This window comes from Acidovorax sp. Leaf160, from assembly GCF_001424265.1.
Lineage (GTDB): Bacteria > Pseudomonadota > Gammaproteobacteria > Burkholderiales > Burkholderiaceae_C > Paracidovorax.
Genome location: NZ_LMOV01000027.1, coordinates 135846 through 158987 on the forward strand (window position 1 = coordinate 135846; position 23142 = coordinate 158987).

The window sequence follows — 23142 nt, forward strand, 5'->3', positions numbered from 1 at the left end:
AATGAGGGCACAAGGGCACAAGGGCGCGTGCCTGCCACTGATTGCCGACTTTCCACACCGATCCATCGACGCCCGTGCCCGAGGGGCGGCGGTCAGGAACGGTCAGGAACGGTGATGAAACATGGATGAATGCCGCGGGCCTTCTCGGGAGACTCGGCGCCGTTGCACGCTCAAGGCTCTCATTCCCGATGGACACTCCACGTCACCTGGCGCAGTTCGACCACGCCGTCGCTCCGCAAGTTCCTCCTGAAAATCCTTATGTGAAAGCCCGCAGCTGGGCACTGGCAGCGGGACTCTTGCTCCCGCTCCTGGGCTTTTCCTCGGCTGCCATGGGACAAAGTGCCGACCTGGTGCTCGCGCAGCACGTGGTCGCCCCCGATCCCGTGCCCGCTGGCGGGATCGCCAACATCACGATGACCGTGCAGAACAACGGCACGAGCGCTGCGAGCAATGTGGTGCTGACGGACAGCATTCCCGCCGGCTCGACCTTCGTGAGCATGACCGCAAGCGATGGCGGATCGTGCACAGCGGCACCGCCCTACGAATGCGCATGGGGCTCCCTGCCGTATCCAAGCAAGCGCACCGTCACGCTGCGCGTCCGGCTGCCCTCCGCGACGGTGTGGACCAACTCGGCTTCCATCGATGCGTCGACGCCGGATTCCAACGCTGCGAACAACTCCCTGACGCGAAACATCACCGTGGTGGCCGCCGCCGACCTGGCGATCACGGCCACCAGTTCGGTCGGCGCGGGACCGGTGGCCGCCGGCACTCCCTACACCTACAGCCTTGCCGTCGGCAATTCCGGGCCGGACCCACTTCCGGCCGGGCAAGCGCCGGTCGTCACGTTCAACGTGCCCGCAGGCTCGTCCGTGCGGGGGGTGCCGACGGGCTCCGGCTGGTCGTGCCAGCCAGCCAGCGGCTACCCAAGAACCGCTCCGGCCGAAGGCGCGCCGGGCGCCCAGATCACCTGCTCCCGCGACGACGCCCTGGCTGCAGGCTCCAGCTATCCCCCCATTTCCGTCCCTGCGGTAGCCAACGTGACGGGCAGCGTCGCTGCGACTTTCGATGTGCGCTCCGACTTCCCTGATGGAGACACCGGGAACAACACGGCGACCGTGCCTGTGGCTCTCAGCGCCGGCACGGACATGAGCATCGACAAGACTGCCAGCCTGAGCGCAGTGGGAACCGCCACGAGGGCGACCTACACGCTCACGCCGCGGCAGCAAGGCGGGAGTGCGCCCACGGGCGTCACCGTGCGCGACGCATTGCCCGCCGGGCTGGCCTACGTGTCCCACAGTGCTCCAGCTCCCTGGACCTGCGACTTCAGCGCGACGCAGACGGATGCGCTGACTTGCGTGCACCCAGGCACGTATGTGGGTGGCCCCTACACCGCGCTGCCTGCGATCACCCTCGTGGCCGAAGTGACAGGCGTGGGCGACATCCCGAACACGGGCGAGGTGACGGCCGATCAGCCGGATCCGACCGGCAGCAACAACACCTCCACGGTGACGGTGAACAACTCGGCCGACCTGGGCATCGCCAAGACCTCGGACGTCAACCCCGTCGTCGTGGGCGCACCGTACAACTGGACCATCGTCGTGCGCAACTACGGCCCGATGCCGGTGTTGGCCGGCCAGACGATTCGCGTGCAGGAAAACCTCCCTGCGGGCATGGTGGTACGGACTCCTGTCACCAGCGCGGGGTGGACTTGCACGGGTGCCTATACCGCTGACAACGCCCCTGTCAGCTATCCCACGAACGGCGATGCCGTGACCTTGTCCTGCTTGAACCTGCGAACGGCCAATCTGGGATTCAACGCGTCTTCCGGCACGGCTGCACCCAACCTCGTCGTGCCTGTGTCGAATTCAGTGCCCGGCGCGGTCGCCAACTCCGCATGCGTGAGTCTGAGCGGCGCGGGCCCGCGGGAGGCTGGCGATGGCGGCGGCTTCCGTACCAATTGCGTGTCGACCGGAACGACCGGTACCGAATCCAACGACTCGGCGGATCTTCAGATCACGAAAACCGCCTCGCAGGCTTCGGTGGTGGTCGGGCAACCCCTTGCCTACACCTTGCAGGTCACGAACCGCTCGACAACCAACGCCGCAACGCAGGTACACGTCTACGACACCGTGAACGATCTGCTCACCAGCGCCGGATCGCCAGGCTTGGTGTCCATCATTGCTCCAGCGGGCGACTCCTGCACTCCAACTGCGCCCAGCAACACGGGCTCAGCAAGCATTGACTGCAATCTGCACACGCTGGCCGCGGGTGAAACCAAGACGGTGACCATCACCGTCGTGCCGAACAACACGACGGCGGCTCCGCTGGCGCGCACCAACACCGCAACGGTGAACTCCCTCGACATCGGCGACCCCATCCGGGGCAACAACAGCGCTTCCGTGACGACGAGCATCCTGCCCCGCGTCGATGCCACGGTGGCCAAGACGGTCAACCCCAGCAGTGCCGTTCGGGTGGGCCAGCCGATGGTCTACACCGTCACTGCGCGCAACGCCGGCCCCTCCACGGCCAATGAACTGGTCATCACCGACGTGATGCCGGCCAACACGACGTTCATCAGCGTGGGCACGCCATCCAACGGCGGGGTGTGCTCGTCCGTTCCCACGGTGGGCGCTGGCGGCACGCTGTCGTGCCGCTGGACGAACGTGGCCGGCAACAGCAACCGCACGGTGACGTTCACCGTGCGGCCGCTGGCCGCCGCGTTGAACACCACGATCAACAACGTGGTGAACGTCGCAGTCGGCGCCGCCGATACCGAGACCGACACCACCAACAATTCGGCGAACGTCAGTGCGACCATCACCGATTCGCTGGTCGATATCCTGGTTCAGAAGACCGACACCGTGGATCCGGTCCCTCTGGGCGGTGAGACCACCTATCGCATCAACATCCGCAATGCGGGCCCTTCATACGGCACCAACCTGGTGTTGGTCGATACCTTCCCGAACGCGGGGAACACGGCCCGCTTCAGCTACCAGGGCCAGCTGACGGCGTCGGTGGCCGGCGCCACCGTCACGCCGGCATGCACCGAGCCCGCCATCGGCGCGATGACCGGCACGCTGCGCTGCACGTTCCCCACTCTGGCCGTCGGCGTGGCCAACGAGGTCGTACTGACCTACCGGATGCGCGCCGAAAGCATCATCACGGCGGGTGACTATTCGGGCACGCAGGGCAACAAGGCCGTGGTCTCGGTGGACGAGGTCGAAGTCCAGCTGACCAACAACGAGGTGAACGAGGACACGACGACGAGTCGCGCCGGGCCCGCGCCAGGGGATGCGATCGATCTCGGCATTTCCAAGACCGTGGCGCCAGGCCAGGCGCTGCCAGGTGCCGAGTTCGACTACACGCTGACGGTGACCAACCACCAGGCGGCAGGAAGTGGCCGTGACGTCGTGGCTGCCAACGGCGTCCAGGTCACCGATACGCTGCCAGCCGGGCTGTCATTCGTCTCGGCCGCAGGGTGCTCGTACGCTGCGGCCACCCGCCAGCTGACCTGTGTCATCCCGAGTCTGGCTGCCGGCGCAACGACGGCCTTCACGTTGCGCGTGAAGGTGGACTCCCCCTACACCGGCGACGCCATCCTGAGCAACACGGCCTGTGTCGACATGCCAGGTGATCCGGTGAGCGCGAACAACTGCTCCACCGTCACCCAACCGGCCGGAACCCCTCCCGTGACTCCCGTCCCCACCCTGTCGCAGTGGGCGCTGATCGTCCTCTCCCTCCTGGTGGGCGCGCTGGCGATCCGGCGCAGGGGACTCATCGCCCCTCCGGCGCGTCCTTGAGTTCGTGGGATGCATCACGAAGGCCCCGCAGTCCCCGGCTGCGGGGCTTTTCTGCCGGGGAAGCCTCTGCCCAGTCGCTCGCAGCGCAGCTGGAAGCGGCAGAGCCCCCGGCAGCGCATTGCTGGTCGTCGATCGCAGCCGGCGGGTGGGTGCCGAACGAAGGAGTGACCATCCGCCGGGTCCTACATCCGTAGCGGCAGCCCCGCCATAAGTTGGGCCGACGGACATCGGAGGCCCACCATGACATTCACCCCCCTCGCGGCCACGCTGCTGCTGGCCGCCGCCGCCGCCGCCGCTCTCGCAGCGTGCGGCGACAGGAACACCGCATCGAATGTGGCCGCACCCGGCGCGCCGGAAACCGTGAAGACCCGGGTCCTGGAAGCTGGCGCGATGGCGCTTCAGAACAAGCCGCCGGTCGAAGCCATCAATACCTACCTGAACGGCTTTCACTTCTACAACGGCCGCCCCGGGGTGCAGATGGAGGCCCATCACTACTGCTCCATCCTCAACGAAGACGTGACGCAGTGTGTGATCTTCGACGGCAACCAGCAGGACGCCAAGATCATGGGTGTCGAATACATCGTGAGCGCCACGCTGTTCGCGGCCCTGCCTGCCGAGGAAAAGGCCCTCTGGCACAGCCATGTGCACGAGGTCCAGTCCGGCCAGCTCGCCGCACCCGGAATTCCCGATGTGGCCGAGAAGGAGCTGATGAAGAAGCTGATCGGCACCTACGGCAAGACCTGGCACACCTGGCACACCGATGTCGACAAGCCACTCCCGCTCGGCGTTCCCCAGTTGATGATGGGCTTCACCGCCGACGGGCAGACCGACCCGGCCATGGTGGCGGCGCGCGACCGGCGTTTGGGCATCGACAGCGCTGAAAAGCGCAAGGGCCGCGAAGACCTGGCCACCCCCGCCATCGACCCGGGTGCGGATGCCTGGCAGAAGGGCCGGGTCGTGCAGCTTGCCGACCCCACCGGCAGCCAGCACGCGCACGAAGCGCCCACCCGAGGCGCGGGCAACCAGGGGCCTGACGTCAACGCCCGGTCCAACAAGCCGTAGAGGCGCAGCTTGGAGCCGGCCTTGCGGGTTGACGGGTGGGGCGCCCCCGGCCGCGCCTGCAGGCGTGCGGCGCCTGCCGGCACCTTCCTACGGCGTGGGATGCGGATCGGCCTCTAGGCTCACCCTTTCTGTTGGAGGAGCGCGCATGTGCAACACCTACAAGCCACCGGCTGACGCGAAGGCCATCGAACAAAGCTGGGAGATCAGCAACGGCCGGGGCAATGGCCGTTGGTGGGACGATGTGCTCTACCCCCATGGCAACGGGCCGTTCGTGCGCCGCGCGAAGGCTGACGCGGGCTTTTCGCGCGAGCTGGTGGTGGGGCAGTGGGGCCTGATCCCCTGGTTCGCGAAGGAGCCCCGGCCGAAGTACCCGACCAACAACGCGCGCAGCGAGGAGCTGGCGCAGAAGGCGAGCTACAAGGACCCGTGGGCGCGCGGGCAGCGCTGCATCATTCCGGCCGAAACCTTCGACGAGCCGAACTGGGAAACCGGCAGGAACGTGTGGTGGCGCTTTCGCCGCGCGGACGGCGAGCTGTGGGGCCTGGCCGGCCTGTGGAACACCTGGACCGACCCCGCCAGCGGCGAGGTGCGCGAGAGCTACACCATGCTGACCCTCAACGCCGACGCCGACCCGCTGATGCGACGCATGCACAAGCCGAATCCGAAGCGGGCGGCCGACCAGCAGGACCAGCGCAGCGTGATCGCGCTGTCGCCCGAGGACTACGACCAGTGGCTGTCCGGAACGCTGCGGGACGCACAGGCGCTGCTGCGGCTGGCTCCGCCCGACGTCTATGACGCCGGCCCCGTGGAGGCCGAGGTTGAGCCGCCGTCAGCACCGGCCAACGCGCCGATGCTGTTCTGATCGTGCGGGTGCTGCGGACGGGCCGGCCGGGTCAGAGCGGAATTTCGCCTTCATGGGGGCCATTCCAGTAGTGCATGCGGTTGGCGTGCACCTTGATCATCACGACCCCGGGCGTGTCCACGCCCTGCTCGAACCACTGGTCCAGATCTTTCGTCCAGTGTTCGGCGAACTGCGCCTTGTCCCGGATCAACTCGGCATGCCCTTCGATGGCGATGAACAGTCCCGGGCCGCCCGAGCGATCTGCCGTGCCGGAGAAAGTCAGCCCCACCTTCGCATCGCGTTCGATGTCGCCCACGGTGCGTGCGTCCTCGAAGGTGAAGAAATAGCTGTCGCCCCGGTACTCGACCTCGCCGTTGTTGCTCATGGGGCGGCTAGCGATCTCTCCGCCTTCGGTGCGGGTCGAAAGCATTCCGAAATCGATGCGGCGCATTGCGTCGGACAGGGTTTGCAAGCTCATCTCAGCCATGGGGTTCTCCGAAGACGTTGGAACAAGACCGCCCATTAGCCGGGGGTTCGGGCTGGCACGCTGTAGTCCCGCAGCGCCAAACCGGCGCAGCCGATTTCGCCCGTTCGCCTGACCGGCGCCGTGGCGCAGTGGAGGCGCACCGCAAAGGACCCGCCGATGCCTGACACGCCGATGCCTGACACCGTTCGCCAGGCCGTCGCCGTAGCATGGGCGGTCACCTCCCAGCGACCTCCCAGCGACCTCCCAGCGACCCTTTTCACCAGCGGATCAGATGAAAAAAGTACTTGCCACCGGCATGGCGCTCGCCACCCTCGGCCTCGGCCTCCCTCTCTCCGCCGCAGCGCATACCGCGGGCGCCTTCATGAAGAATCCAGCCTTCAGCGGCGCGCCTCCGCAGCAGTGCGTCTCGACCGTGGAGATGCAGCACTGCGCGGCCCACGAACTGCGCGTTGCCGATGCCGAGATGAGCCAGCGCTATGCCGAAGTCCGCGCCAGCCTGGGCGCAGCGGCGCAAAAGAAGCTGTTGACGGAACAACGGGGCTGGTTGAAGTCGCGGGACCGCGACTGCCTTGCCCAGGGGCGCGATGGCGGGTCGATGGCATCGATCGCCGTCGCCCGCTGCTGGGTGGAAGTGACGAAGGAGCGCGCCGCGTCGCTGGAAGCCAGGCTTGCGCCAAAAGCCACGGCGGAGGGGCCGTGGCCCGCCGCCGCCTTCCTCGGCCGCTGGCGCGGCGGCGAGGGCACGGTGATGAAGATCTCCCGCAAGGGCGAAGGGTTCTCCATCGAGAACCAGTGGGGGCTGGACGCGGGGATGCGCGGCACGTTCGCTGGCACCCTCACGGCGGCCGGACTTCGCTTCGAGCGCGGCGGCGTCGTGGAGACGGCCCGCCCGGGCCCGGGCGATTCCGTGAACCGCAGTGCCTTGCGAGGCAAGAGGGATTGCCTCGTGGTCTCCCAGGATGAAGGTTACTGCCGGTACTGAGCTGCAGACCGCTCAATCCAGCTGCAGTCCCGCCTCCTTCGCTGCCTTGGGCAGCACCGCCAGCTCGCGCTGCAGGACCGCCGCAAATGCCTCGGGGGTGTTGTCGGAGGCCGGGGCCACGCCGCCGAGGTCCAGCAGGCGCTGGCGGAACGCGGGCTCCGCGGTGATCTTGGCGATCTTTTCCCCCAGCAGCTTGACGATGGGCGCGGGTGTCTTGGCAGGTGCCACCACGCCGAACCAGACGTCGAAGTCGACTCCGCCGGGCACGCCCTGCTCCGTCAGGGTGGGGATGTCCGGCCACAGTTCCGAGCGGCCCTGCCGCAGCTGACCGAGCGCCCGGAGCTTGCCCGACTGGATGAAGCTGCGCACATCGCCCGTGCCCAGCAGGCCCCAGGCCACCTCGTTGGCCATCAACGACTGCACCAGCGGCGCGCCGCCCTTGTAGGGCACATGCGTGAAATGGCCGCTGGCGTGGCTGTTGACCGCTTCCGAGGCCAGATGCGACAGGCCGCCGGCCCCTGCGGAGCCATACGCCATGCCGCCCTTGCCCGCCTTCCTGCCGGCCTCCAGCAGTTCCTTCACGTTCCTGTAGGGCGACTTTTCCGGCACGACCAGAATCAGCGGAGCCAGGGAGACGCGGGCCACCGGCACGAAGTCCGCCGCGGCGAAGCCCGGCTTCTTGTAGATCTCGGGGTTGATCGACAGCATGCCCGTGAGCGTGATGGCCAGCGAGTAGCCGTCGGGGGCGCTCAGCGCGACTTGGCTCATGGCGATGTTGCCGCCCGCGCCGGGGCGGTTCTCCACGATGATCGGCTGCCCCAGCTCTTCCTGGAGCCGTGGCTGCAGAGTCCGCGCAGCCACGTCCGTGGCGCCTCCGGCGGGGTAGGGCACGACCAGGCGGATGGGCTTGCTCGGGTAGTTGCCCTGGGCCAGCCCGGCCGAGGTGAGTCCGAGCGAGAAGGCGGCTGCGAGGGCGAGGCGGCCGAGAAGATGAATGCTGCGCACGATGCTTGTCTCCTGGTTTTCTGACGTGGGGAAGGTCGGGGGGGGGCGGCCGGGCGCCGCCCGGCTGGCGTCTCAATGCGGCGCGGCGTTTTCGTACTGCGCCTGGCGTTCCTCCAGCGCATGCCAGCCGATCAGCGCCTTGAAATCGGCCATGGTGGTTTGGGGAAACGGCAGGTCCGCGTAGTCACCCGACCGGCGGCGCGCCAGTTCGGCCAGGTTGGCCTGCACCCCATGCACGATGGTCAGCAGGCTGGCGATCGGATAGGACGCAAAGGCCGCCACGCTTTCGATCTGCGCGCGCGTGAGGCTGGTCATCCACGTGCCGGCCATCAACTGCAGCGAGAGGCGCCGCCCGCACACTGCGTGCAGTTCGACCAGCTGCTCGTAGCGTTGGAAGGTGCGCGAGATGGGCTGGATCAGGTCGGCGCCGGCTTCCGCATAGCGGGCGGCGCGGTCCAGCGCCTCGCCAGGGTCCATCGCGTCGGTGCGGGCCACGATCAGCAGGTTGGGGTCCTGGCGCGCGTCGAGTGCCGCCTTGATGCGCGCCAGAGCGTCGTTCACCGACACCAGGGTCGATGTGGTCGTCGCCGCGGGGCAGCGCTTCGGGCTGATCTGGTCTTCGATCTGCAACGCGGCCGCACCGGCCTTTTCGAACTCGCGGACGGTGCGGCCCATGTTGAGCACGCTGCCGTAGCCGGTGTCCGCGTCCACGAAGATGGGCTTGCGCACCACGTTCGCCATCCGGTGGACCGTGGCCACGTTCTCGCTCATGGTGTAGAGCTCCATGTCGGGCTGCCCGAGCAGCGCCGCGGAAATTCCGAAGCCGGTGCTGAAGATGCCGTCGAAGTCGGACTGGTCGACCAGCAAGGCCGACAGCGCGTCCTGCGCGCCGCCAAACCACAGGGTCGAGCCGCTTTCAATGCGTTGCCGCAGCGAGTGACGAGAAAGGTTCATGTGGGTACTCCAGAAATCGGGCACCCCCGTGGTGCCGCTTGATCACGCGCGTCCATCCCCGAGGCGTCATGCCGGCTCGGGCGGTGTGGCCCGCCGGGCCGGGCGCATGCGCTCCTTGAGATACGGAATCAGGCCGCCTGCCTCGAGCATGCCCCGCTCGGAAGCGGAGAAGGGCTGCAGCGCCAGCGTCTGGCCGGTGCGCAGGTTCTGCACCTCGCCTGCGGTCCAGTCCACCGTGAGCTCGTCTCCGCGGGCGGCGGCGGCACGGATGCCGGGGCAGGTGACGAGCGGAAAGCCCATGCTCATCTCGCCCCGGAAGAACCCCGGCGAGAAGGACTCGGCGATCACCGCCGAGATGCCCAGGCGCCGCATGGCCCGCATGGCGGGGTAGTGCGGATGCCCGTAGCCGAAGTTCTCGCCGCCCACGAGCAGGTCGCCCCGCGCCACGGTGGCGGCAAACCCGGCGGTGTAGTCGGCCATCGCCAGCGCGGCCAGCTCGGACACGTCGGTGATCTTGATGTTGCGCACACCGACGATCAGGTCGATGTCGTAATCGTCTTCCTCGAAGACCCAGGCCACGCGGCCTCGCAGGTTGTGCAGGCTCATGCCGCAGCTCCCGCGGCGTGGGCCGTGCCGGCGAGGTACGGCCGGGGGTCCGCGATGCGCCCCTCCAGTGCGGAGGCGGCGACCACCGCCGCATTGCAGATGTAGATTTCCGAATCCACGCTGCCCATGCGGCCTGGGGTGTTCAGCGTGCCCGTGGAGACGGCGCGCTGTCCGGCACTCATGGTGGCGATGCGCCCGAAGCAGTAGTCGCAGCTGGGCGAGCTGATGAAGGCGCCCGCTTCCACCAGGGTCTCGATCAGGCCCTCCCGCGCGGCGGCCGCCATGATGGCTCTGGAGGTGGGCACGACGTGCAGCTGAAAGCCCGGCTGGATCTGCCTGCCACGCAGCACCTGCGCCGCGATGCGCAGGTCCTCGAGCCGGCCGCTGGCGCAGGAACCCAGGTAGCCGGTGTGCACCTGCACGCCGGTGTAGTCCGCGAGATTGCGCGTGTTGGCCGGGCTGGGCGGCACCACGACGATCGGCTCGAGACCGGAGACGTCGATGGTCACGACGCGTTCATACACGGCGTCGGGGTCGGGATAGACCGGCTCCATCGCGATCTTCGAGCGCCCCTGCACGTACTCCAGCGTCTTTGCATCCGGCGCAATCAACATGGTGTTCGCGCCCAGGAACATGGCCTGGCCGCAGATCACCTGCCTGCCCTCGATGCTCATGGCGTCGATGACCGGGCCGCTCAGTTCCACCACCTTGAACCGGCAGGAGGCCGGCCCCATGACGCGCACCATGTGGTGGAACACGTCCCTGGCCATCACGCCGGGTTGCAGGGTGCCGGTCAGTTCCACCTTGATGGTGGCCGGCACGGTCAGCGTGAGGTGCTCCGTGGCGAATGCCTCCACCACGCCTTTCCGGGCGCCGAAGGCATAGGTGCCGAACGCACCCAGCTGGCTGACGTGGCCATCGAAATGCACGGCGAAGGCGCCCGGCGTCGCGTAGCCCAGTTCCGCTGCCACCTGGTGGCCGATGCCTTCGCGCTCATGCACCGGCACGCCCTGTTCCTTGCCCCATGCGCGGGTGATCTGGTGCAGCTCTTCCTCCTTGGGCGCGGTGGCCGGCACCATGTGGTCGATGAAGAGCACGAAGCGTTCGGGGCTGGAGACTTTCTCCACGCCGAAGTCTTCCCGTGTTTCCTTGAAGAACACGTCGGTGTAGCCCGGAAAGTCGTACGTGATCACGAAGTCCGGGCGGGCCGTGATCTCCTGGCCCGGCACCACCTGGGCCTGGCCGCAGGCGCGGGCAAGGATTTTTTCGGTCATCGTCTGGGGCAAGTGCATCTCCTGCTGGCATCCACAATGTGGCAATGAGTTCTGCGTCTAAAGTGTCATTACATGGCCGATGCGAGTTGGCCTTTTCAGGTAGAACCCCAGTTATTGCCACACTGTGGAAACAAAATATGCCCCAGCCACCCATCCCCCCAGACAAGGCTCCTGCCGAGCGAAGCGCGCGAACCGGAACGCAGAGCATCGAGCGGGTGGTCGGCATGCTGCGCGTGGTCGCGTCCCGCGGGCGGGGCGGCATGCGCATCGCGGACGTCGTGAACGCCAGTGGCTTGCCGATGTCCACCTGCTTTCGCATGCTGCAGAGACTCGAGGCCGAGGGCCTGGTGGTCCGCGATGCGATGACCCGCAAATACCACCTGGGCCCGCTGCTGCATGAGCTGGGCCTGCTGGCGCAGCCCCGCTACCAGCTGGCCGAACTGTGCGAGCAGGCCATGCAGGCGATTGCCGACGAGACGCAGGACACCGTCTACCTCAGCGAGCGAAGAGGGGTGGAGTCGATCTGCACCCACCGGGTTCTGGGCGACTACCCCATCAAGGCGCTGACGCTGGACGTGGGAATCCGCCGCCCCATGGGGGTGGGCGCCGGCGGCCTCGCGATATTGAGCGGTCTGCCTGACACCGAGGTCGAGCAGGTCATCGAGGCCAACGGGGCCCGCTACTCCAAGTTCGGCGCCTTCCAGCCCGGGTTCCTGGAGCAGGCGGTGGCCGAAACGCGGAACCAGGGCTATGCGTTCCTCGACAGTGCGGCGACGCCCGGGACCGCTGCCGTAGGGGTGGCCTTCCCTTCCGGCAGCCCGATGGCCGCCCTGAGCGTGGCAGCGATATCCAGTCGCCTGGGGCCGGAGCGGCGCGCCCAGGTGGCGAAGATCATTGCCAGACAGGTCCGGGCGGTCTGCGCGCTCCTGCCATCGGCGGCCGCAGGCGAACAGGTGTCGGCTGCCAGGAATCGAGCCCCCGGCAGGTAGCGCTGCATTTGCCGCTGGCGGTCTGATGTCCAGGCCCGGTCCACTGGCGGCCCACGGCGGCGCTGGTGTGGAAAGCGGCTTTTCCTGACACGCGGGCATGCGTCTTCGGACACTGCGGCGCCTATGATTGCCAATGCAACCAATTGTTAGCCGTCGCAGATCGGAACGCTCCGCCACGCCCCACCCACCCAAAGCCTCGCAGGGGGCATGAGGCTTTTGCATGCCACGGATCATGATCCGCCATAGACGCGCTCTGCGTGCCCTGGGCGTGACCCTGCTGGAACTGATGATCGCAGTCACGGTCGTCGGCTTGCTGATGGGGGTCGCCGTGCCCAGCTATCACGCCTACCTCGATCGCACGAAGATCGCCGTCGCGAAGAAGGACATCCTGGAGATCAGCTACAAGCTGGAGCGGGCGCTCTACTCGACCAATGCCTATCCGCGGACCTTGGCGGAACTGCCCGAAACGCGGCTGGACCCCTGGGGGAACCCATACCAGTATCTGTCCATGGAAGGCGCCAAGGTGGGCGACAAGCGCAAGGACAAGTCGCTGCACCCGCTCAACAGCGACTACGACCTCTACAGCATGGGCCCCGACGGCCGAAGCCAGACGCCGTTGACCGCCAGGGCGAGCCGTGACGACATCATCCGTGCCAACAACGGCGGCTTCATCGGCGTGGCTGAGGACTATTGACGCATGCGGCTGACCGCAGCGCACGCCATCCTGCAAAGCCGCGTGGGCCGGCAGCTGCTGGCCACCTTCTTCGTGCTGGTGGCCCTGCCGGTGGTGACCGTCTCGCTGCTGGCCTACCAGCTCACCGAATACGCCTTGCAGCAGTCGGCCGCGCAACTGGGCAGCGAGCTGGCCAAGACGGTGGGCATCCAGGTCATCGACCGCCTGCGTGCCGGCGAACGGCTGCTGACGCGCGTCGCGTTGTTCGAGGGGGACGGGGCCGGGCCCGTCATGCTCGATCCGGGGCTCGAAGGCGTCTTCTCCGCTGTCGAGCGGCAGGCCCGGACGGCGCTGCCCGAGCCCGTGCCGCATCCCCCGACCGCCTTGCACATCACCGGCGCTGCCCAGCCGGAGGCCGCGCCCACGGTGGAGATGGTGGTGACGGCGGGTGGCGTGGTGGTGCGTGGGCGCTTCACTGCCGAGCATCTATGGGAGAACGCCCAATCGGGCACCCACCGCATCTGCTTTTCCGGGCCGCAGCTCGCAACGCCCTTCTGCCAGGGGGTGGAGCAGCAGAGCGCCCAGGCCGTGCAGACGCAGCGCGAGATCTTCTTCGCTCCCTACTTCGACTCGCCCCCCTGGACCGTCGTCACCACCGTGCGGCCGGACCTGCGGCGCTACTTTCCCATCGGGGTGGCGGCCTTGGTCGGCAACGTCGCGGCCATCGCCTTCTTGCTGGCATTGATCGCCAGCTCGGTGGTGCTGCGCCGGCTGACCCAGCCCCTCGATGCGCTCACCTCGGGCACGCGGGCCGTGCTGCGGGGCGACTTCACCGGCCAGGTCCGGATCCGCGGCAAACGCAGCGAGTTCACCGACCTCGCCGATTCGTTCAACGTCATGGCCGATGAGGTGGGACGCGATCTGGCGCTGTTCCGGGTCCTCGCGCAGATGGACCAGGCCATCATCGAGCAACAGCCGTTCGACGAGGTGGTGCGGCTGATGCTGCTGCATCTGCAAGCGCGGCGCCAGGACGGCGCGACCGGCGTGGTGCTGTGGTCGAGCGAGGCGGCCTACCCCCGGCTGCTGACGCTCGCGCCGGGCGGTGAAGCGCTGCAGCAGGAGGGCATCGACGTGGACTCCGCCGAGGCGGCCGGCCACCCACTCGCCGGACACGATCTGCCCGTCGCGCAGCTTGGCGGGCAGCGGGTGTGGCTGCGGCTGCCGCAGCCGCCGGCTCCCGGCAGCCGGGCCGAACGGGAGCTGGGTGCCTTCCGCCAGCGGCTGGCCGTCGCCCTGCATGCCGAGCAGCATGAACGGCAGCTGCGCGAGCGCGCCACGCACGACAGCCTGACGGGCCTGCTGAACCGGCTGGGGCTGCTCGAAGCGATCGAGCAGCAGATCCGGGCGGCAACGGATGGCACGGCGCAGCCGCCCTTCGCCGTGGTCTACATGGACCTCGACGGTTTCAAGGAGATCAACGACGCCTTCGGCCACTCGGTCGGGGACCGCGTGCTGCGGGAAGTGGCCAGCCGGCTGCACCGGGCCGCCGGCCCACGTGCGCTCGCCATGGCCCGGCCGGCCGGAGACGAATTCGTCTTCGTGCTGCCGGCCGATGCCGCGGGCCTGTTCCGGGCGGACATCGATGCGGTGATGCAGTCGCTGCGCCAGCCTGTCAGCGTGCCGCCGCACCTGCTCGATCTGGGCGCCAGCCTGGGCGTGGCGCTGTTTCCGGCGCACGGGGCCACGCCGGACGAACTGCTCGGCCATGCCGACCTGGCCATGTACACCGCCAAGGCCGCTGGCCGCAATCTGCTGGTGGAATTCCAGCCCGCACTGGCGGCCGGTCAGGCCGAGCGGCTGGCGCTGCGCCACGACCTGCACCATGCACTCGCCGCCCAGCAGATGTTCGTGGTGTTCCAGCCCCGGGTGGGCGCGCGCGACCGCCACGTGGCCTCGGTCGAAGCGCTGGTGCGCTGGCGCCACCCCGAGAAAGGCATGGTGCCGCCCGACACCTTCATCGCCATGGCCGAGGAGTCCGGCCTGATCCTCGAATTGGGCCTGTGGGTGCTGCGCCAGGCACTGCAGCAGCTGGCCCGATGGCGGGCCGATCCCCGGGTGCCGGTGCGCCACCTGTCGGTCAACCTGTCTCCGGTGCAGCTGGCCGACCCGGGCTTTCCCGCAGCGTTGCATGCGCTCATGGACGAATTCGCAATCGAGCCCGGCGAGCTGGAGCTGGAGATCACCGAGGGCGCGCTGATCCAGGACGTGGACGTCGCGGTGGAGCGGCTTTCGGCGCTGCGCGCGCGGGGCGTGGCCATTGCGCTGGACGATTTCGGCGTGGGTTACTCCGCCATGCGCTACCTCAACCGACTGCCGTTCGACACGCTCAAGATCGACAAGAGCTTCGTGTTCGCCTTTGGCGTGGACCGGCCGGCGCTGGCCATTGCCACCGCCATCGTCGCCCTGGCCAAGGCGCTGGACAAGCGCGTGGTGGCCGAAGGGGTGGAAACGCAGATGCAGGCCGACCTGCTGCAGGCGCTGGAAGTGAACGAGCTGCAGGGCTATCTGTTCGGCAAGCCGCAGACCGCGGCCGAGCTGGCGCGCCTGTGGGGGGCGGTTGACGGCGTGCCGCCCAGCCCAGCCTGACCGGCGGCGTTGCGCCGCAGAGGCCGCCTTTCGCCGCCCCGGCATGCGCCATGGCCTGCTCGACTCCTGCCTGACGAAAGCGCCTGCCGCCTTCGACAAGGGCTTGGCATTTCTTCCTACGCCCGGGGCTGCCCCACGGGCGCCTCATACGCCTTATTTCTCACTCTACAGACCATGAACTCCGTCGAAATCGAAAGAGATGCTCCAGACATCCTTCCAGGTGCCGGCATCACCAGCGAGGAACCGGTTCCGGGCGCGGCCTACAAGCGCACGCCGCTGCAGCAGCTGCGCCCCTGGGACCACCAGGAACTGGCCGACTCGCCCTCCGGCAGCTCCCACCGAACGGGAAGCGGCAGGGCGGTGCAGGGCGCAGGCGCACCCGCCATGTCGCCGCTCGGCACGCTGGTGCTGACGGCCCTGGTCGCCGTGATCGGCTTGGGCCTGATGCGGCGCCGCTGACTGGAGGGGCTGGGCACCAGCCGCTCTCAATGGCCCCGCTTTGCCGCGGTGCGGAGAGGGCACCGCGCGCCTTCACCGCTCAGCGGTTGCGCGATCGGCGGCCCGCTGCTGCGGGGCTGGGCTGCGGGACCGGCGGCGGCGGCGCTTTCGCCGACTGCAGGATGCAGTCCCTCAGCGCCTGCGCCATCGGGCTCGGCACCCGGTCGCGCCGCTGCAGCAGGCCCAGCGTGCGCCAGACCTCCGGGCTGCACAGCGGCACACCCCGGACCCGGGAATAGGCCGGCCCCAGCGCCAGTTGCGGAATCGCCGCCAGCCCCAGCCCGGCTTCCACCAGCGCCAGCGCGCCGGAGACGTGGTTGCATTCGTACCAGGCCACCGGCTGCTCCGGCAGCTCGGCCATGACCTGATCGAGGAACAGCCGGTTGCCGCTCTGGTGCGACACCGACACCAGCCGCTGGCCGGCCAGCTCCGCCCAGGCGACCCCGGTGCGCTCCGCCCACGGGTGCCCGGGCGGCATGGCCAGCACGTAGCGTTCGCGCATCAACGCGTCAAAGCGCAGCGAAGACTCCTGGCTGCCGGTGAAGCTCACGCCGAAATCCGCCTCGCCCCGCAGCACGGCGTCCAGCACCTGCCGCGCGTTCTCGTCGATCACATGCACCTGCACCTCGGGCTGGGCCGTGGCGAAGGCCTTGAGCACCTGCGGCAGCAAATTGCTGGCGACGGAGGGAATGCAGGCCACGGTGACCCGGCCCCGGCGCAGCTTCAACTGATCGCCGACCCTCTGCACGGCGTCGTCCAGGCCGTTCAAGGCCGCGCGCGCTTCCTGCAGGAACTCCCGCCCCACGGCCGTCAGCGCCACATGGCGGGTGGTGCGCTCCAGCAGCCGGATGCCCAGGGCCGCCTCCAGGCGCTCCACGCGCCGGCTCAACGCGGGCGGCGACAGGTACAGCGCCTCTGCCGCCAGGCGAAAGCTGCCCGTCTCTGCGGTGACCACGAAGGCCATGAGTTCGCCCATGTCGAAATTGATGCGCCGCATGCAACAAATCATCCGTAAATTGCAATTCACATAATATTACGGCGTCCCTAGGATGGCGACCTTTCACCAGGCCCCTCCCGTGCGGGCCGATACGGAGACAACCCCCATGCAAAGCCGTACATGGCTCGCCGCAGCCGCGCTCGTCGCTGGCGCTCCCCTCGCGCTCACCGTGGCGCACGCCCAGGACTTCCCGCCCAAGAAACCCGTGACCATGGTGGTCGGTTTCGCTGCCGGCGGCTCCGCCGACATCGCGGCGCGCGTCATCGCCAAGAAGCTGGGCGAGAACATCGGCCAGACCGTGGTGGTCGACAACAAGCCCGGTGCGGGCGGCAACGTGGCCCACGCCCAGGTGGCCAACGGCCCGGCCGATGGGTCCATGCTGCTCTTCGGCTCCATCGGCCCGCTCAGCATCGCCCCGCATTTCATGAAGGTCGGCTACGACCCGCTCAAGAGCTTTGCGCCCATCACCATGGGCGTGACCTTCCCGAACGTGCTGGTCACGCCCGCCAGCACGGGCATCAAAACGCTGGCCGAATACGTGGCCCGGGCCAAGCGCGAACCCGGCAAGCTCGACTTCGCCTCCACCGGCCCCGGTTCGGCTTCGCATCTGGCGGGCGAGTTGCTCAACGACGTTGCCAGGATCGACACCGTGCACGTGCCCTACAAGGGTGGCGCACCGGCCCTGCAGGACGTGCTCGGCGGCCGGGTGGCTTCGTTCTACGCGGCGCCGCCCACGGCGCTGCCGCACATCGAATCGGGCAAGCTCATTCCGCTGGCGACCACCGGTCTGACCCGTCCGGCCTATCTGCCCAACGTGCCCACGGTGGCCGAGACCTACCCCGGCTTCAACGCCACCAACTGGTATGCGTTCGTTGCGTCCTCCAAGACGCCCAAGCCGCTGCTGGACCGCTGGAACACCGAACTGGTGAAGGTGCTCAATACCCCCGAAGTGCGTGACAACCTGCTCAAGCACGGACAGACGGCGGCGCCCGGTACCCGCGAGGAGTTGGCCAAGTTCATGGCTTCCGAGTACGAGAAGTGGGGCCGCATCATCACCGAGCGCAAGATCACGGCCGACTGAAGCAGGCTGGGCTCCACACGCAGACAACAACACGACAGGAGACAAGCCCATGCCATCCATCCCGACCATTGCTTCCCGGCCTCTCGCCGCCCCCTTCGCCCAACTGCGCCGGCGTGCGCTCGGCGCCCTGATGGGCGTCGCCGTCAGCCTGGGCGTCGCCCTGGGCGCCGCAGCCCCGGCCACGGCGCAGGCGGCGGAGATCCGCGTCGTCACCTCCGGCGGCTTCTCTGCCGCCTACGACCAGCTCATACCGCTGTACGAGCAGGCCACCGGCCACAAGGTGACCACGGCGCGGGGCGCTTCCATCGGCAACGCGCCGGACTCCATTCCCAGCCGCATGGCGCGGGGCGAGCAGTTCGACATCGTCATCCTGGCCGACTCCGCGCTCGACCAGCTCATCGCGCAGGGCAAGGTACAGCCAGGCAGCCGCGTCGATCTGGCGCGGTCCATGATCGGCATGAGCGTGCGCAAGGGCACGCCCGTGCCGGACATCAGCACGGTCGAGGCGCTGAAGCAGACCCTGCTCGACGCGAAGTCCATCGCCTATTCGGCCAGTGCCAGCGGCACGTACCTGTCCACCGAACTGTTCCAGCGCCTGGGCGTGGCCGAGCAGATCAAGGACAAGGCCACCAAGATCTACAGCGAGCGCGTGGGCGCCGTGGTGCTGCGCGGCGATGCGGAGATCGGCTTCCAGCAGGTCAGCGAGTTGCTGCCGTTCAAGGAGCTGCAGTTCGTCGGCGCGCTGCCGGACGAAGTGCAGCAGCGCGTGTTCTTCTCGGCCGGCCTCGCCACGGGCGCGCCGCAGGCCGACGCGGCCCGCCACCTGATCCGCTTCCTGGCCGCGCCAGCGGCTGCTGCCATCGTGCGCAGCACCGGCATGGAGCCTGCCGCCACCACGGCGCGCTGACACGTCCCGCAGCGAGGGCGTGCCGGCCTGACCTGCGACCCCGGAGCCCTCGCCGGTGCTTTGGGGCTTGTCCGACATCGGCCCCGCCTGGAGCGTGCGTAAGTTGAAGGCCATCTGCACTACCGCAAGAGGCCCCGCATGAACGCACCCCATCCCTCCGGCCCCGCCAAGGCCACCCCTGCCGCCACCCCCGCCGCCAACTCGGCCGCCACCTCTGCCGCTTCAGCCACTTCCGCGCACCCGTCCCGCAGCGGGCCGCAGGACGGCAATCGCGACAGCCGGCGGGTCTTTCGCATGGCGATCGTCATCGCCCTCGCCGCGCTGGTAGCCGTGGTGGCATTCAACCTGATGGCACCCAAGAACCGGCTGCAGGCCCCCGCCGGCACCGGCAGCGATGCGGCCTTCACCCAGGGTGCCCAGCAAAGCGGTGTCCCACCAGCCGGGCGCACTAACGCGGTGGATGGCAGCACGCCACAGCGGGGCGACACGCCCACGCCCGCCGGCCGCGAATCGGTCGGCGCCCCGGTGGGCAGCAGCCCGGCGCCCGCTCCCGCCGCGCCGCAATGAGGGCGCGTGCCCTGCAGTTTCAATCGACCGGAGCCAAGCCATGACCTCTCCCGATGTTCCCTCCAACCCGTCCTCTTCCGAAGCCGCCGGCACACCGGTGCGCGGTGCCGATGAGTCGCTTTCGCTAGCCCGATCGGTCGCGGGGGAGGAGGACCCCGGCGCCTCGCTCGACGCGCCCACCCATGTCCCGCCGCCCGCGCCAGGGCACCCCGCCGCGCCAGCGGGCGCCGCCGAGCGTCCGGGAACCGCCGCGGCTGCGCCCCCGCCGGCCCCGTCCGGCGCCATGCGGCCCGGCGACGAAGCCCCCACCGGCACGCCCGGCACGGGCGAGACGTTGTGCCGGGCCTGTGGGGGAAGCGGCCGGCGCGACGATGGTTCCCCGTGTCCGGAATGTGCCGGGCAGGGGCGTGTGACCGTCGGCATCGGCGGCGGCTGAGCCGGCGCCGGATCTCCACGGCACACGCATGCCGGGCCCGCCCCGGCATGCCGCGCGGCACCCGCGAGATGAGCGCGCTGGTCCTACAAACATCGCGCCGCAGGCTTCCTGAGCATGAATGACTCCCACCCATTCACCACGCAAGGAAACCCCCATGGAACCCACCACACAAGGCGGCAACCGCACCGGCGCAGCCACCGCTCCAGAAGGCGTGACCGCCATGCTCTACATTGCGGAGCGCTGGTCGCCGCCGAAGGCGGCCGACGTCAGCCTGGCCGACGAAGACCGGGGCCGCTACATCGCCGCGTCGGACGCCCTCGGCTCCGTGCCCCCACCGCCCACGTTCAAGGGCATGGTCAAGGCGGGCATGGACAAGATGCTGGGCCAGCGCCCTGAAATGCTGTTCGACAAGATCGGCGAGCGCATCGCCTTCGAGCGCGGCGGCACGCGCCTGTACGACGCGCTGCTGCTGAAGTTCGACGTGCTGGCCAGCACCACCGGCGTGCCCGACCTGCCTTTGCTGGAAGGCGGCGTGCGTGCCGACAGCCCGCGCGCGGCGCTGCTGCGCATCCGGGCGCAGGAGCACGCGCATTTCCTGATGCTGTGCGAAGCCATGCGCACGCTGGGCGGCGACCCCACGGCGCAGACGCCCTGCGCCGACGTGGTGGGCGTGGCCTCGATGGGGCTGATGCAGGTCGTGACCGACCCCCGCACCACGCTGGCGCAGTCGCTGAACGCCGTGCTGACGGCCGAGCTGACCGACACGGCCGGCTGGGACCTGCTGGTGCAGCTGGCCGTGCAGTCGGGCCACACCGACCTGGCCGAGCAGTTCGGCCTGGCACTGGCCGAGGAGGCGCAGCACGTCAACACCATCACCAGCTGGACGGCGGCGCTGGCCAGCGCGCAGATCGTGACCCCGGCCACGTAGGCCGCCGAAACCGTGACGCCCCCGGGCGCCGACGCCACTGCGCGGCGACCGCTCCTCTCCGAAACCCATGCACTCACATCCCAAGGAACACCCATGACCATCCATCTGCTGCAGGACAAGGGCACGCCGCTCGGTCGCCAGACGCTTTCGTGGAAAGACATGGTGGGCAAGCCCATCAGCAAGCTCGACGACGACGCCTTCACCCGCGTGCGCGCCATCCTGATGAACGGCCAGGAACTCGATTCGCTGCGCACCAAGCAGGTGGCGCTGCGCATGAACGCCGACGCCCGCGTGGCGCTGGCCCAGCTGATGCGCGTCGAGCAGCACCAGGCCACCACCATCAACTGGCTGATCGGCGCCGACCACTCGCCGCTGGAAACCACCATCGGCTACGAGCAGACCGCCATCGAGGTCACCGCCGCTGTCGCGCAAATGGAGCCCGACCCCTATCTGGCCCAGGGCTACCGATACGCGCTGCTGGAAGACTTCGACCACCTCTACCGCTACAGCGCCATGCTCGACCGGCTGGAAGGCAAGGACCCGAACAACATCACCCAGGGCTACACGGACATCGTGCCCGCGCGGCCCACCTGGGTGCACCACCGCGCGCCGGAACACGACCTGCTGGAGCCCTACGGCGCGGATGCGGAACTGGCCACCAAGCTGCATGCGCTGACGCTGACCGGCGGCGAATACCAGACGCACGACTACTACATGAACATCGGCCCGCTGTTCGCCGACCCGCTGGCGCGCCAGCTCTACGCGGAGATCGCCTCGGTGGAGTCGCAGCACATCACGCACTACGGCTCCATGCTCAACCCGCACGAAACCATCCTGGAAAAGCTGCTGGTCAGCGAAGCCTCGGAAGTCTGGAACTACGCCGGCTGCGCCGCGCAGGAAACGAACCCGCGCATCCGCGCGCTGTGGGAGCGGTTCCTGGACTATGAGCTGGGCCATCTGCAGGTCGCCATACAGCTCTTCAAGGACATCGAGCGGCGCGATCCGGCCGAGGTGCTGGGTGACGGCCGGCTGCCGCGCTTCATCGAATTCCGCAGCCAGCGCGACTTCGTGCGCCGCGTGGCGCAGGAGGAAAGCACGATGCGCAAGGACGGCACCGTGTTCGTGCCTGAAGCGGAAGAGGGCGTCTCGTCGCTGGCCTACCGAGACGCGGTGAACGCGGGGGGATCGCCGTCGCGCAATGTCTCGGCGACCTGGTCGTGGATGCCGGGAACCGAGCTGGTCCGTGACGAGGCGCCACGCCGCCATGCGGGCTGAGGGCGAGCGTCCGTGACGAAGGCCCTGGCCGGCCGGACGAACGAACGAAAAAACAGCCGGCAGGTGTTGCGCCTGCCGGCTGTTTTCTTTGGCTTCCAGGCACGCGACGCGGTCTGCCCCACGCGGCGCGCATGCCGGGGTCAGCCGGCGGCTTCGGCTTCCAGGTTGATGGCCGACTCGGCGAACACCGACAGCTTCTTGTCGGTGGCCTTTTCCTCTTCCAGCGTTTCCTTCAGGAGCTTCGCCGCTTCGGTGAAGCCCAGGTGCTTGGCGAAGGTGGCGAGGGTGCCGTAGCTCGCGATCTCGTAGTGCTCGACCTTCTGCGCGCAGCCGATCAGCGCGGCATCGCGCACGGCGCTCTTCTCGCCCTCCGAAATGGCGTCCTGCGCTTCTTCCACCAGGCCTTCCATGGCCGAGCACTTGATGCGCTTGAGGCGGATCTCGCACAACTCGACGATGCGGTCGATGCGCTCGATCTGGCCCCGGGTTTCTTCCAGATGGGTTTCGAAGGCGGCCGCCAGCTCGGCGTTCTGCGCGGCGCGGGCCATCTTGGGCAGCGCGCGGGACAGCTGTTTTTCGGCGCTGTAGACGTCCGACAGGTCGTGAATGAAGAGGTCTTTCAAGGTCTTGACGGTCATGCTCGGTCCTTCAGTGGAAAGGGTGGAAAACGAAGTGAAGACCCAGCCTAGGAACGCTGTTTTCCAGCAGATGTAGGACGTGATCGCCTGGGCGGGCCGTGCCGCGCAGCGGCAGCGACCCGCCCGCTGCAGCGCCTTCTCAGCGATCGCGGTCGCCTGGCGCGGCAGTGCGGCTGGCTGAGGCGCCGGCAGATTCCGGCACCACCTTGGTGGCGACCACCGCCACCGGGTCGCTGGCTGGAAACGTGTCGCTCACGGCGTCGTCCAGCGTGTCTTCGGTGACGTGCTGGACCTGCACGTTCGTGCCGCGCGCCGGTGGGGCCGCTGCCGGTGCAGGGTCGGGGTGGTGGTCCTTCGTTGGAAAAGGCCAGGGCTGGCGTGGCGTCATGGTGGGGCCTCCGGATCGGATGCGTGGATGGAGCGTGGAGTGGGAAATGGAGCGCTTTCCCGGAATGCGCTTTCAGACTGCGACGCGGCGCAAACCCGGTGCTGTAGG

At 68.5% G+C, this 23142-nt stretch carries 21 protein-coding genes; 13 read left to right on the plus strand and 8 right to left on the minus strand.

The window, feature by feature from the left end; all coding sequences use genetic code 11:
• Nucleotides 1-188: 188 nt before the first annotated feature.
• The 3 genes from ASF94_RS18070 (at nt 189) to ASF94_RS18080 (ending at nt 5724) form a co-directional block, all read left to right on the plus strand.
• A complete protein-coding gene (locus ASF94_RS18070; protein WP_162244647.1) occupies nt 189-3800 on the plus strand; it encodes an IPTL-CTERM sorting domain-containing protein in 3612 nt (1203 codons plus the stop codon).
• 240 nt (nt 3801-4040) lie between these two features.
• On the plus strand, nt 4041-4862 hold the full coding sequence (locus ASF94_RS18075; RefSeq protein ID WP_056669747.1) for an OBAP family protein: 822 nt from the start codon (nt 4041-4043) through the stop codon (nt 4860-4862).
• 145 nt (nt 4863-5007) lie between these two features.
• A complete protein-coding gene (locus ASF94_RS18080) occupies nt 5008-5724 on the plus strand; it encodes an SOS response-associated peptidase (RefSeq protein WP_056669751.1) in 717 nt (238 codons plus the stop codon).
• 31 nt (nt 5725-5755) lie between these two features.
• Here ASF94_RS18080 and ASF94_RS18085 read toward each other — a convergent pair whose 3' ends face one another.
• Nucleotides 5756-6190, minus strand: a complete 435-nt coding sequence (locus tag ASF94_RS18085; RefSeq protein ID WP_056669754.1) for a pyridoxamine 5'-phosphate oxidase family protein — start codon at nt 6188-6190, stop codon at nt 5756-5758.
• A 295-nt stretch (nt 6191-6485) separates the two neighbouring features.
• Here ASF94_RS18085 and ASF94_RS18090 point away from each other — a divergent pair, with 295 nt between their 5' ends.
• The gene (locus ASF94_RS18090) at nt 6486-7172 is read left to right on the plus strand and encodes a lysozyme inhibitor LprI family protein (RefSeq protein WP_162244648.1); all 687 of its coding nucleotides are present in this window, start codon (nt 6486-6488) and stop codon (nt 7170-7172) included.
• A 12-nt stretch (nt 7173-7184) separates the two neighbouring features.
• Here ASF94_RS18090 and ASF94_RS18095 read toward each other — a convergent pair whose 3' ends face one another.
• The 4 genes from ASF94_RS18095 to ASF94_RS18110 form a co-directional block, all read right to left on the minus strand.
• Nucleotides 7185-8177 (minus strand): tripartite tricarboxylate transporter substrate binding protein, encoded by a 993-nt coding sequence (locus ASF94_RS18095; protein ID WP_056669760.1) that lies wholly within the window; start codon nt 8175-8177, stop codon nt 7185-7187.
• A 72-nt stretch (nt 8178-8249) separates the two neighbouring features.
• Nucleotides 8250-9131, minus strand: a complete 882-nt coding sequence (locus ASF94_RS18100) for an oxaloacetate decarboxylase (protein ID WP_056669763.1) — start codon at nt 9129-9131, stop codon at nt 8250-8252.
• A 66-nt stretch (nt 9132-9197) separates the two neighbouring features.
• The gene (locus ASF94_RS18105) at nt 9198-9737 is read right to left on the minus strand and encodes a 3-isopropylmalate dehydratase (protein WP_056669766.1); all 540 of its coding nucleotides are present in this window, start codon (nt 9735-9737) and stop codon (nt 9198-9200) included.
• Nucleotides 9734-11011, minus strand: coding sequence for an aconitase family protein (locus ASF94_RS18110; protein ID WP_235505424.1), 1278 nt, complete (start codon nt 11009-11011; stop codon nt 9734-9736). Before ASF94_RS18110 ends, ASF94_RS18105 begins: the two co-directional genes overlap by 4 nt.
• A 137-nt stretch (nt 11012-11148) precedes the next feature.
• Here ASF94_RS18110 and ASF94_RS18115 point away from each other — a divergent pair, with 137 nt between their 5' ends.
• The 4 genes from ASF94_RS18115 to ASF94_RS18130 all read left to right on the plus strand — a co-directional run bounded on the left by ASF94_RS18115 (nt 11149) and on the right by ASF94_RS18130 (nt 15778).
• Nucleotides 11149-12000, plus strand: coding sequence for an IclR family transcriptional regulator (locus ASF94_RS18115; RefSeq protein ID WP_056669772.1), 852 nt, complete (start codon nt 11149-11151; stop codon nt 11998-12000).
• A 220-nt stretch (nt 12001-12220) separates the two neighbouring features.
• Nucleotides 12221-12694: a prepilin-type cleavage/methylation domain-containing protein gene (locus tag ASF94_RS18120; protein ID WP_156382588.1), complete on the plus strand. Its 474-nt coding sequence runs from the start codon at nt 12221-12223 to the stop codon at nt 12692-12694.
• A gap of 3 nt (nt 12695-12697) precedes the next feature.
• Nucleotides 12698-15319 (plus strand): bifunctional diguanylate cyclase/phosphodiesterase, encoded by a 2622-nt coding sequence (locus tag ASF94_RS18125; RefSeq protein WP_056669777.1) that lies wholly within the window; start codon nt 12698-12700, stop codon nt 15317-15319.
• Between the two features lie 174 nt (nt 15320-15493).
• Nucleotides 15494-15778, plus strand: coding sequence for a hypothetical protein (locus ASF94_RS18130; RefSeq protein ID WP_056669781.1), 285 nt, complete (start codon nt 15494-15496; stop codon nt 15776-15778).
• A gap of 79 nt (nt 15779-15857) precedes the next feature.
• Here ASF94_RS18130 and ASF94_RS18135 read toward each other — a convergent pair whose 3' ends face one another.
• Entirely contained in the window at nt 15858-16814 is a 957-nt protein-coding gene (locus tag ASF94_RS18135) for a LysR family transcriptional regulator (protein WP_082493403.1), read from the minus strand.
• Nucleotides 16815-16920: 106 nt separating this feature from the next.
• On the opposite strand from ASF94_RS18135, the gene ASF94_RS18140 reads away from it, so the two are divergent.
• The 5 genes from ASF94_RS18140 to ASF94_RS18160 all read left to right on the plus strand — a co-directional run bounded on the left by ASF94_RS18140 (nt 16921) and on the right by ASF94_RS18160 (nt 22008).
• On the plus strand, nt 16921-17895 hold the full coding sequence (locus ASF94_RS18140) for a tripartite tricarboxylate transporter substrate binding protein (protein ID WP_056669785.1): 975 nt from the start codon (nt 16921-16923) through the stop codon (nt 17893-17895).
• Nucleotides 17896-17944: 49 nt separating this feature from the next.
• Nucleotides 17945-18802, plus strand: a complete 858-nt coding sequence (locus ASF94_RS18145) for a substrate-binding domain-containing protein (RefSeq protein WP_056669788.1) — start codon at nt 17945-17947, stop codon at nt 18800-18802.
• Between the two features lie 138 nt (nt 18803-18940).
• Complete coding sequence (locus ASF94_RS21840; RefSeq protein WP_235505425.1) at nt 18941-19369, plus strand: hypothetical protein; 429 nt, start codon at nt 18941-18943, stop codon at nt 19367-19369.
• A 590-nt stretch (nt 19370-19959) separates the two neighbouring features.
• The gene (locus tag ASF94_RS18155) at nt 19960-20733 is read left to right on the plus strand and encodes a ferritin-like domain-containing protein (RefSeq protein WP_056669791.1); all 774 of its coding nucleotides are present in this window, start codon (nt 19960-19962) and stop codon (nt 20731-20733) included.
• 93 nt (nt 20734-20826) lie between these two features.
• Nucleotides 20827-22008 carry a hypothetical protein gene (locus ASF94_RS18160; RefSeq protein ID WP_056669794.1) on the plus strand — a complete coding sequence of 394 codons (1182 nt, stop codon included), beginning with the start codon at nt 20827-20829 and terminating at the stop codon, nt 22006-22008.
• A 140-nt stretch (nt 22009-22148) separates the two neighbouring features.
• Here ASF94_RS18160 and ASF94_RS18165 read toward each other — a convergent pair whose 3' ends face one another.
• Both ASF94_RS18165 and ASF94_RS18170 read right to left on the minus strand, forming a co-directional pair.
• Complete coding sequence (locus ASF94_RS18165) at nt 22149-22646, minus strand: ferritin-like domain-containing protein (RefSeq protein ID WP_056669797.1); 498 nt, start codon at nt 22644-22646, stop codon at nt 22149-22151.
• A 139-nt stretch (nt 22647-22785) separates the two neighbouring features.
• Entirely contained in the window at nt 22786-23034 is a 249-nt protein-coding gene (locus tag ASF94_RS18170) for a hypothetical protein (RefSeq protein ID WP_056669800.1), read from the minus strand.
• Between the last annotated feature and the right edge of the window lie 108 nt (nt 23035-23142).

Coding starts and splice junctions, on each gene's coding strand:
- ASF94_RS18070 (WP_162244647.1), top strand. CDS start 189: ATGGACACTCCACGTCACCTGGCGCAGTTCGACCACGCCGTCGCTCCG.
- ASF94_RS18075 (WP_056669747.1), top strand. CDS start 4,041: ATGACATTCACCCCCCTCGCGGCCACGCTGCTGCTGGCCGCCGCCGCC.
- ASF94_RS18080 (WP_056669751.1), top strand. CDS start 5,008: ATGTGCAACACCTACAAGCCACCGGCTGACGCGAAGGCCATCGAACAA.
- ASF94_RS18085 (WP_056669754.1), bottom strand. CDS start 6,190: ATGGCTGAGATGAGCTTGCAAACCCTGTCCGACGCAATGCGCCGCATC.
- ASF94_RS18090 (WP_162244648.1), top strand. CDS start 6,486: ATGGCGCTCGCCACCCTCGGCCTCGGCCTCCCTCTCTCCGCCGCAGCG.
- ASF94_RS18100 (WP_056669763.1), bottom strand. CDS start 9,131: ATGAACCTTTCTCGTCACTCGCTGCGGCAACGCATTGAAAGCGGCTCG.
- ASF94_RS18105 (WP_056669766.1), bottom strand. CDS start 9,737: ATGAGCCTGCACAACCTGCGAGGCCGCGTGGCCTGGGTCTTCGAGGAA.
- ASF94_RS18110 (WP_235505424.1), bottom strand. CDS start 11,011: ATGACCGAAAAAATCCTTGCCCGCGCCTGCGGCCAGGCCCAGGTGGTG.
- ASF94_RS18115 (WP_056669772.1), top strand. CDS start 11,149: ATGCCCCAGCCACCCATCCCCCCAGACAAGGCTCCTGCCGAGCGAAGC.
- ASF94_RS18120 (WP_156382588.1), top strand. CDS start 12,221: ATGCCACGGATCATGATCCGCCATAGACGCGCTCTGCGTGCCCTGGGC.
- ASF94_RS18125 (WP_056669777.1), top strand. CDS start 12,698: ATGCGGCTGACCGCAGCGCACGCCATCCTGCAAAGCCGCGTGGGCCGG.
- ASF94_RS18130 (WP_056669781.1), top strand. CDS start 15,494: ATGAACTCCGTCGAAATCGAAAGAGATGCTCCAGACATCCTTCCAGGT.
- ASF94_RS18135 (WP_082493403.1), bottom strand. CDS start 16,814: ATGCGGCGCATCAATTTCGACATGGGCGAACTCATGGCCTTCGTGGTC.
- ASF94_RS18140 (WP_056669785.1), top strand. CDS start 16,921: ATGCAAAGCCGTACATGGCTCGCCGCAGCCGCGCTCGTCGCTGGCGCT.
- ASF94_RS18145 (WP_056669788.1), top strand. CDS start 17,945: ATGCCATCCATCCCGACCATTGCTTCCCGGCCTCTCGCCGCCCCCTTC.
- ASF94_RS21840 (WP_235505425.1), top strand. CDS start 18,941: ATGAACGCACCCCATCCCTCCGGCCCCGCCAAGGCCACCCCTGCCGCC.
- ASF94_RS18155 (WP_056669791.1), top strand. CDS start 19,960: ATGGAACCCACCACACAAGGCGGCAACCGCACCGGCGCAGCCACCGCT.
- ASF94_RS18160 (WP_056669794.1), top strand. CDS start 20,827: ATGACCATCCATCTGCTGCAGGACAAGGGCACGCCGCTCGGTCGCCAG.
- ASF94_RS18165 (WP_056669797.1), bottom strand. CDS start 22,646: ATGACCGTCAAGACCTTGAAAGACCTCTTCATTCACGACCTGTCGGAC.
- ASF94_RS18170 (WP_056669800.1), bottom strand. CDS start 23,034: ATGACGCCACGCCAGCCCTGGCCTTTTCCAACGAAGGACCACCACCCC.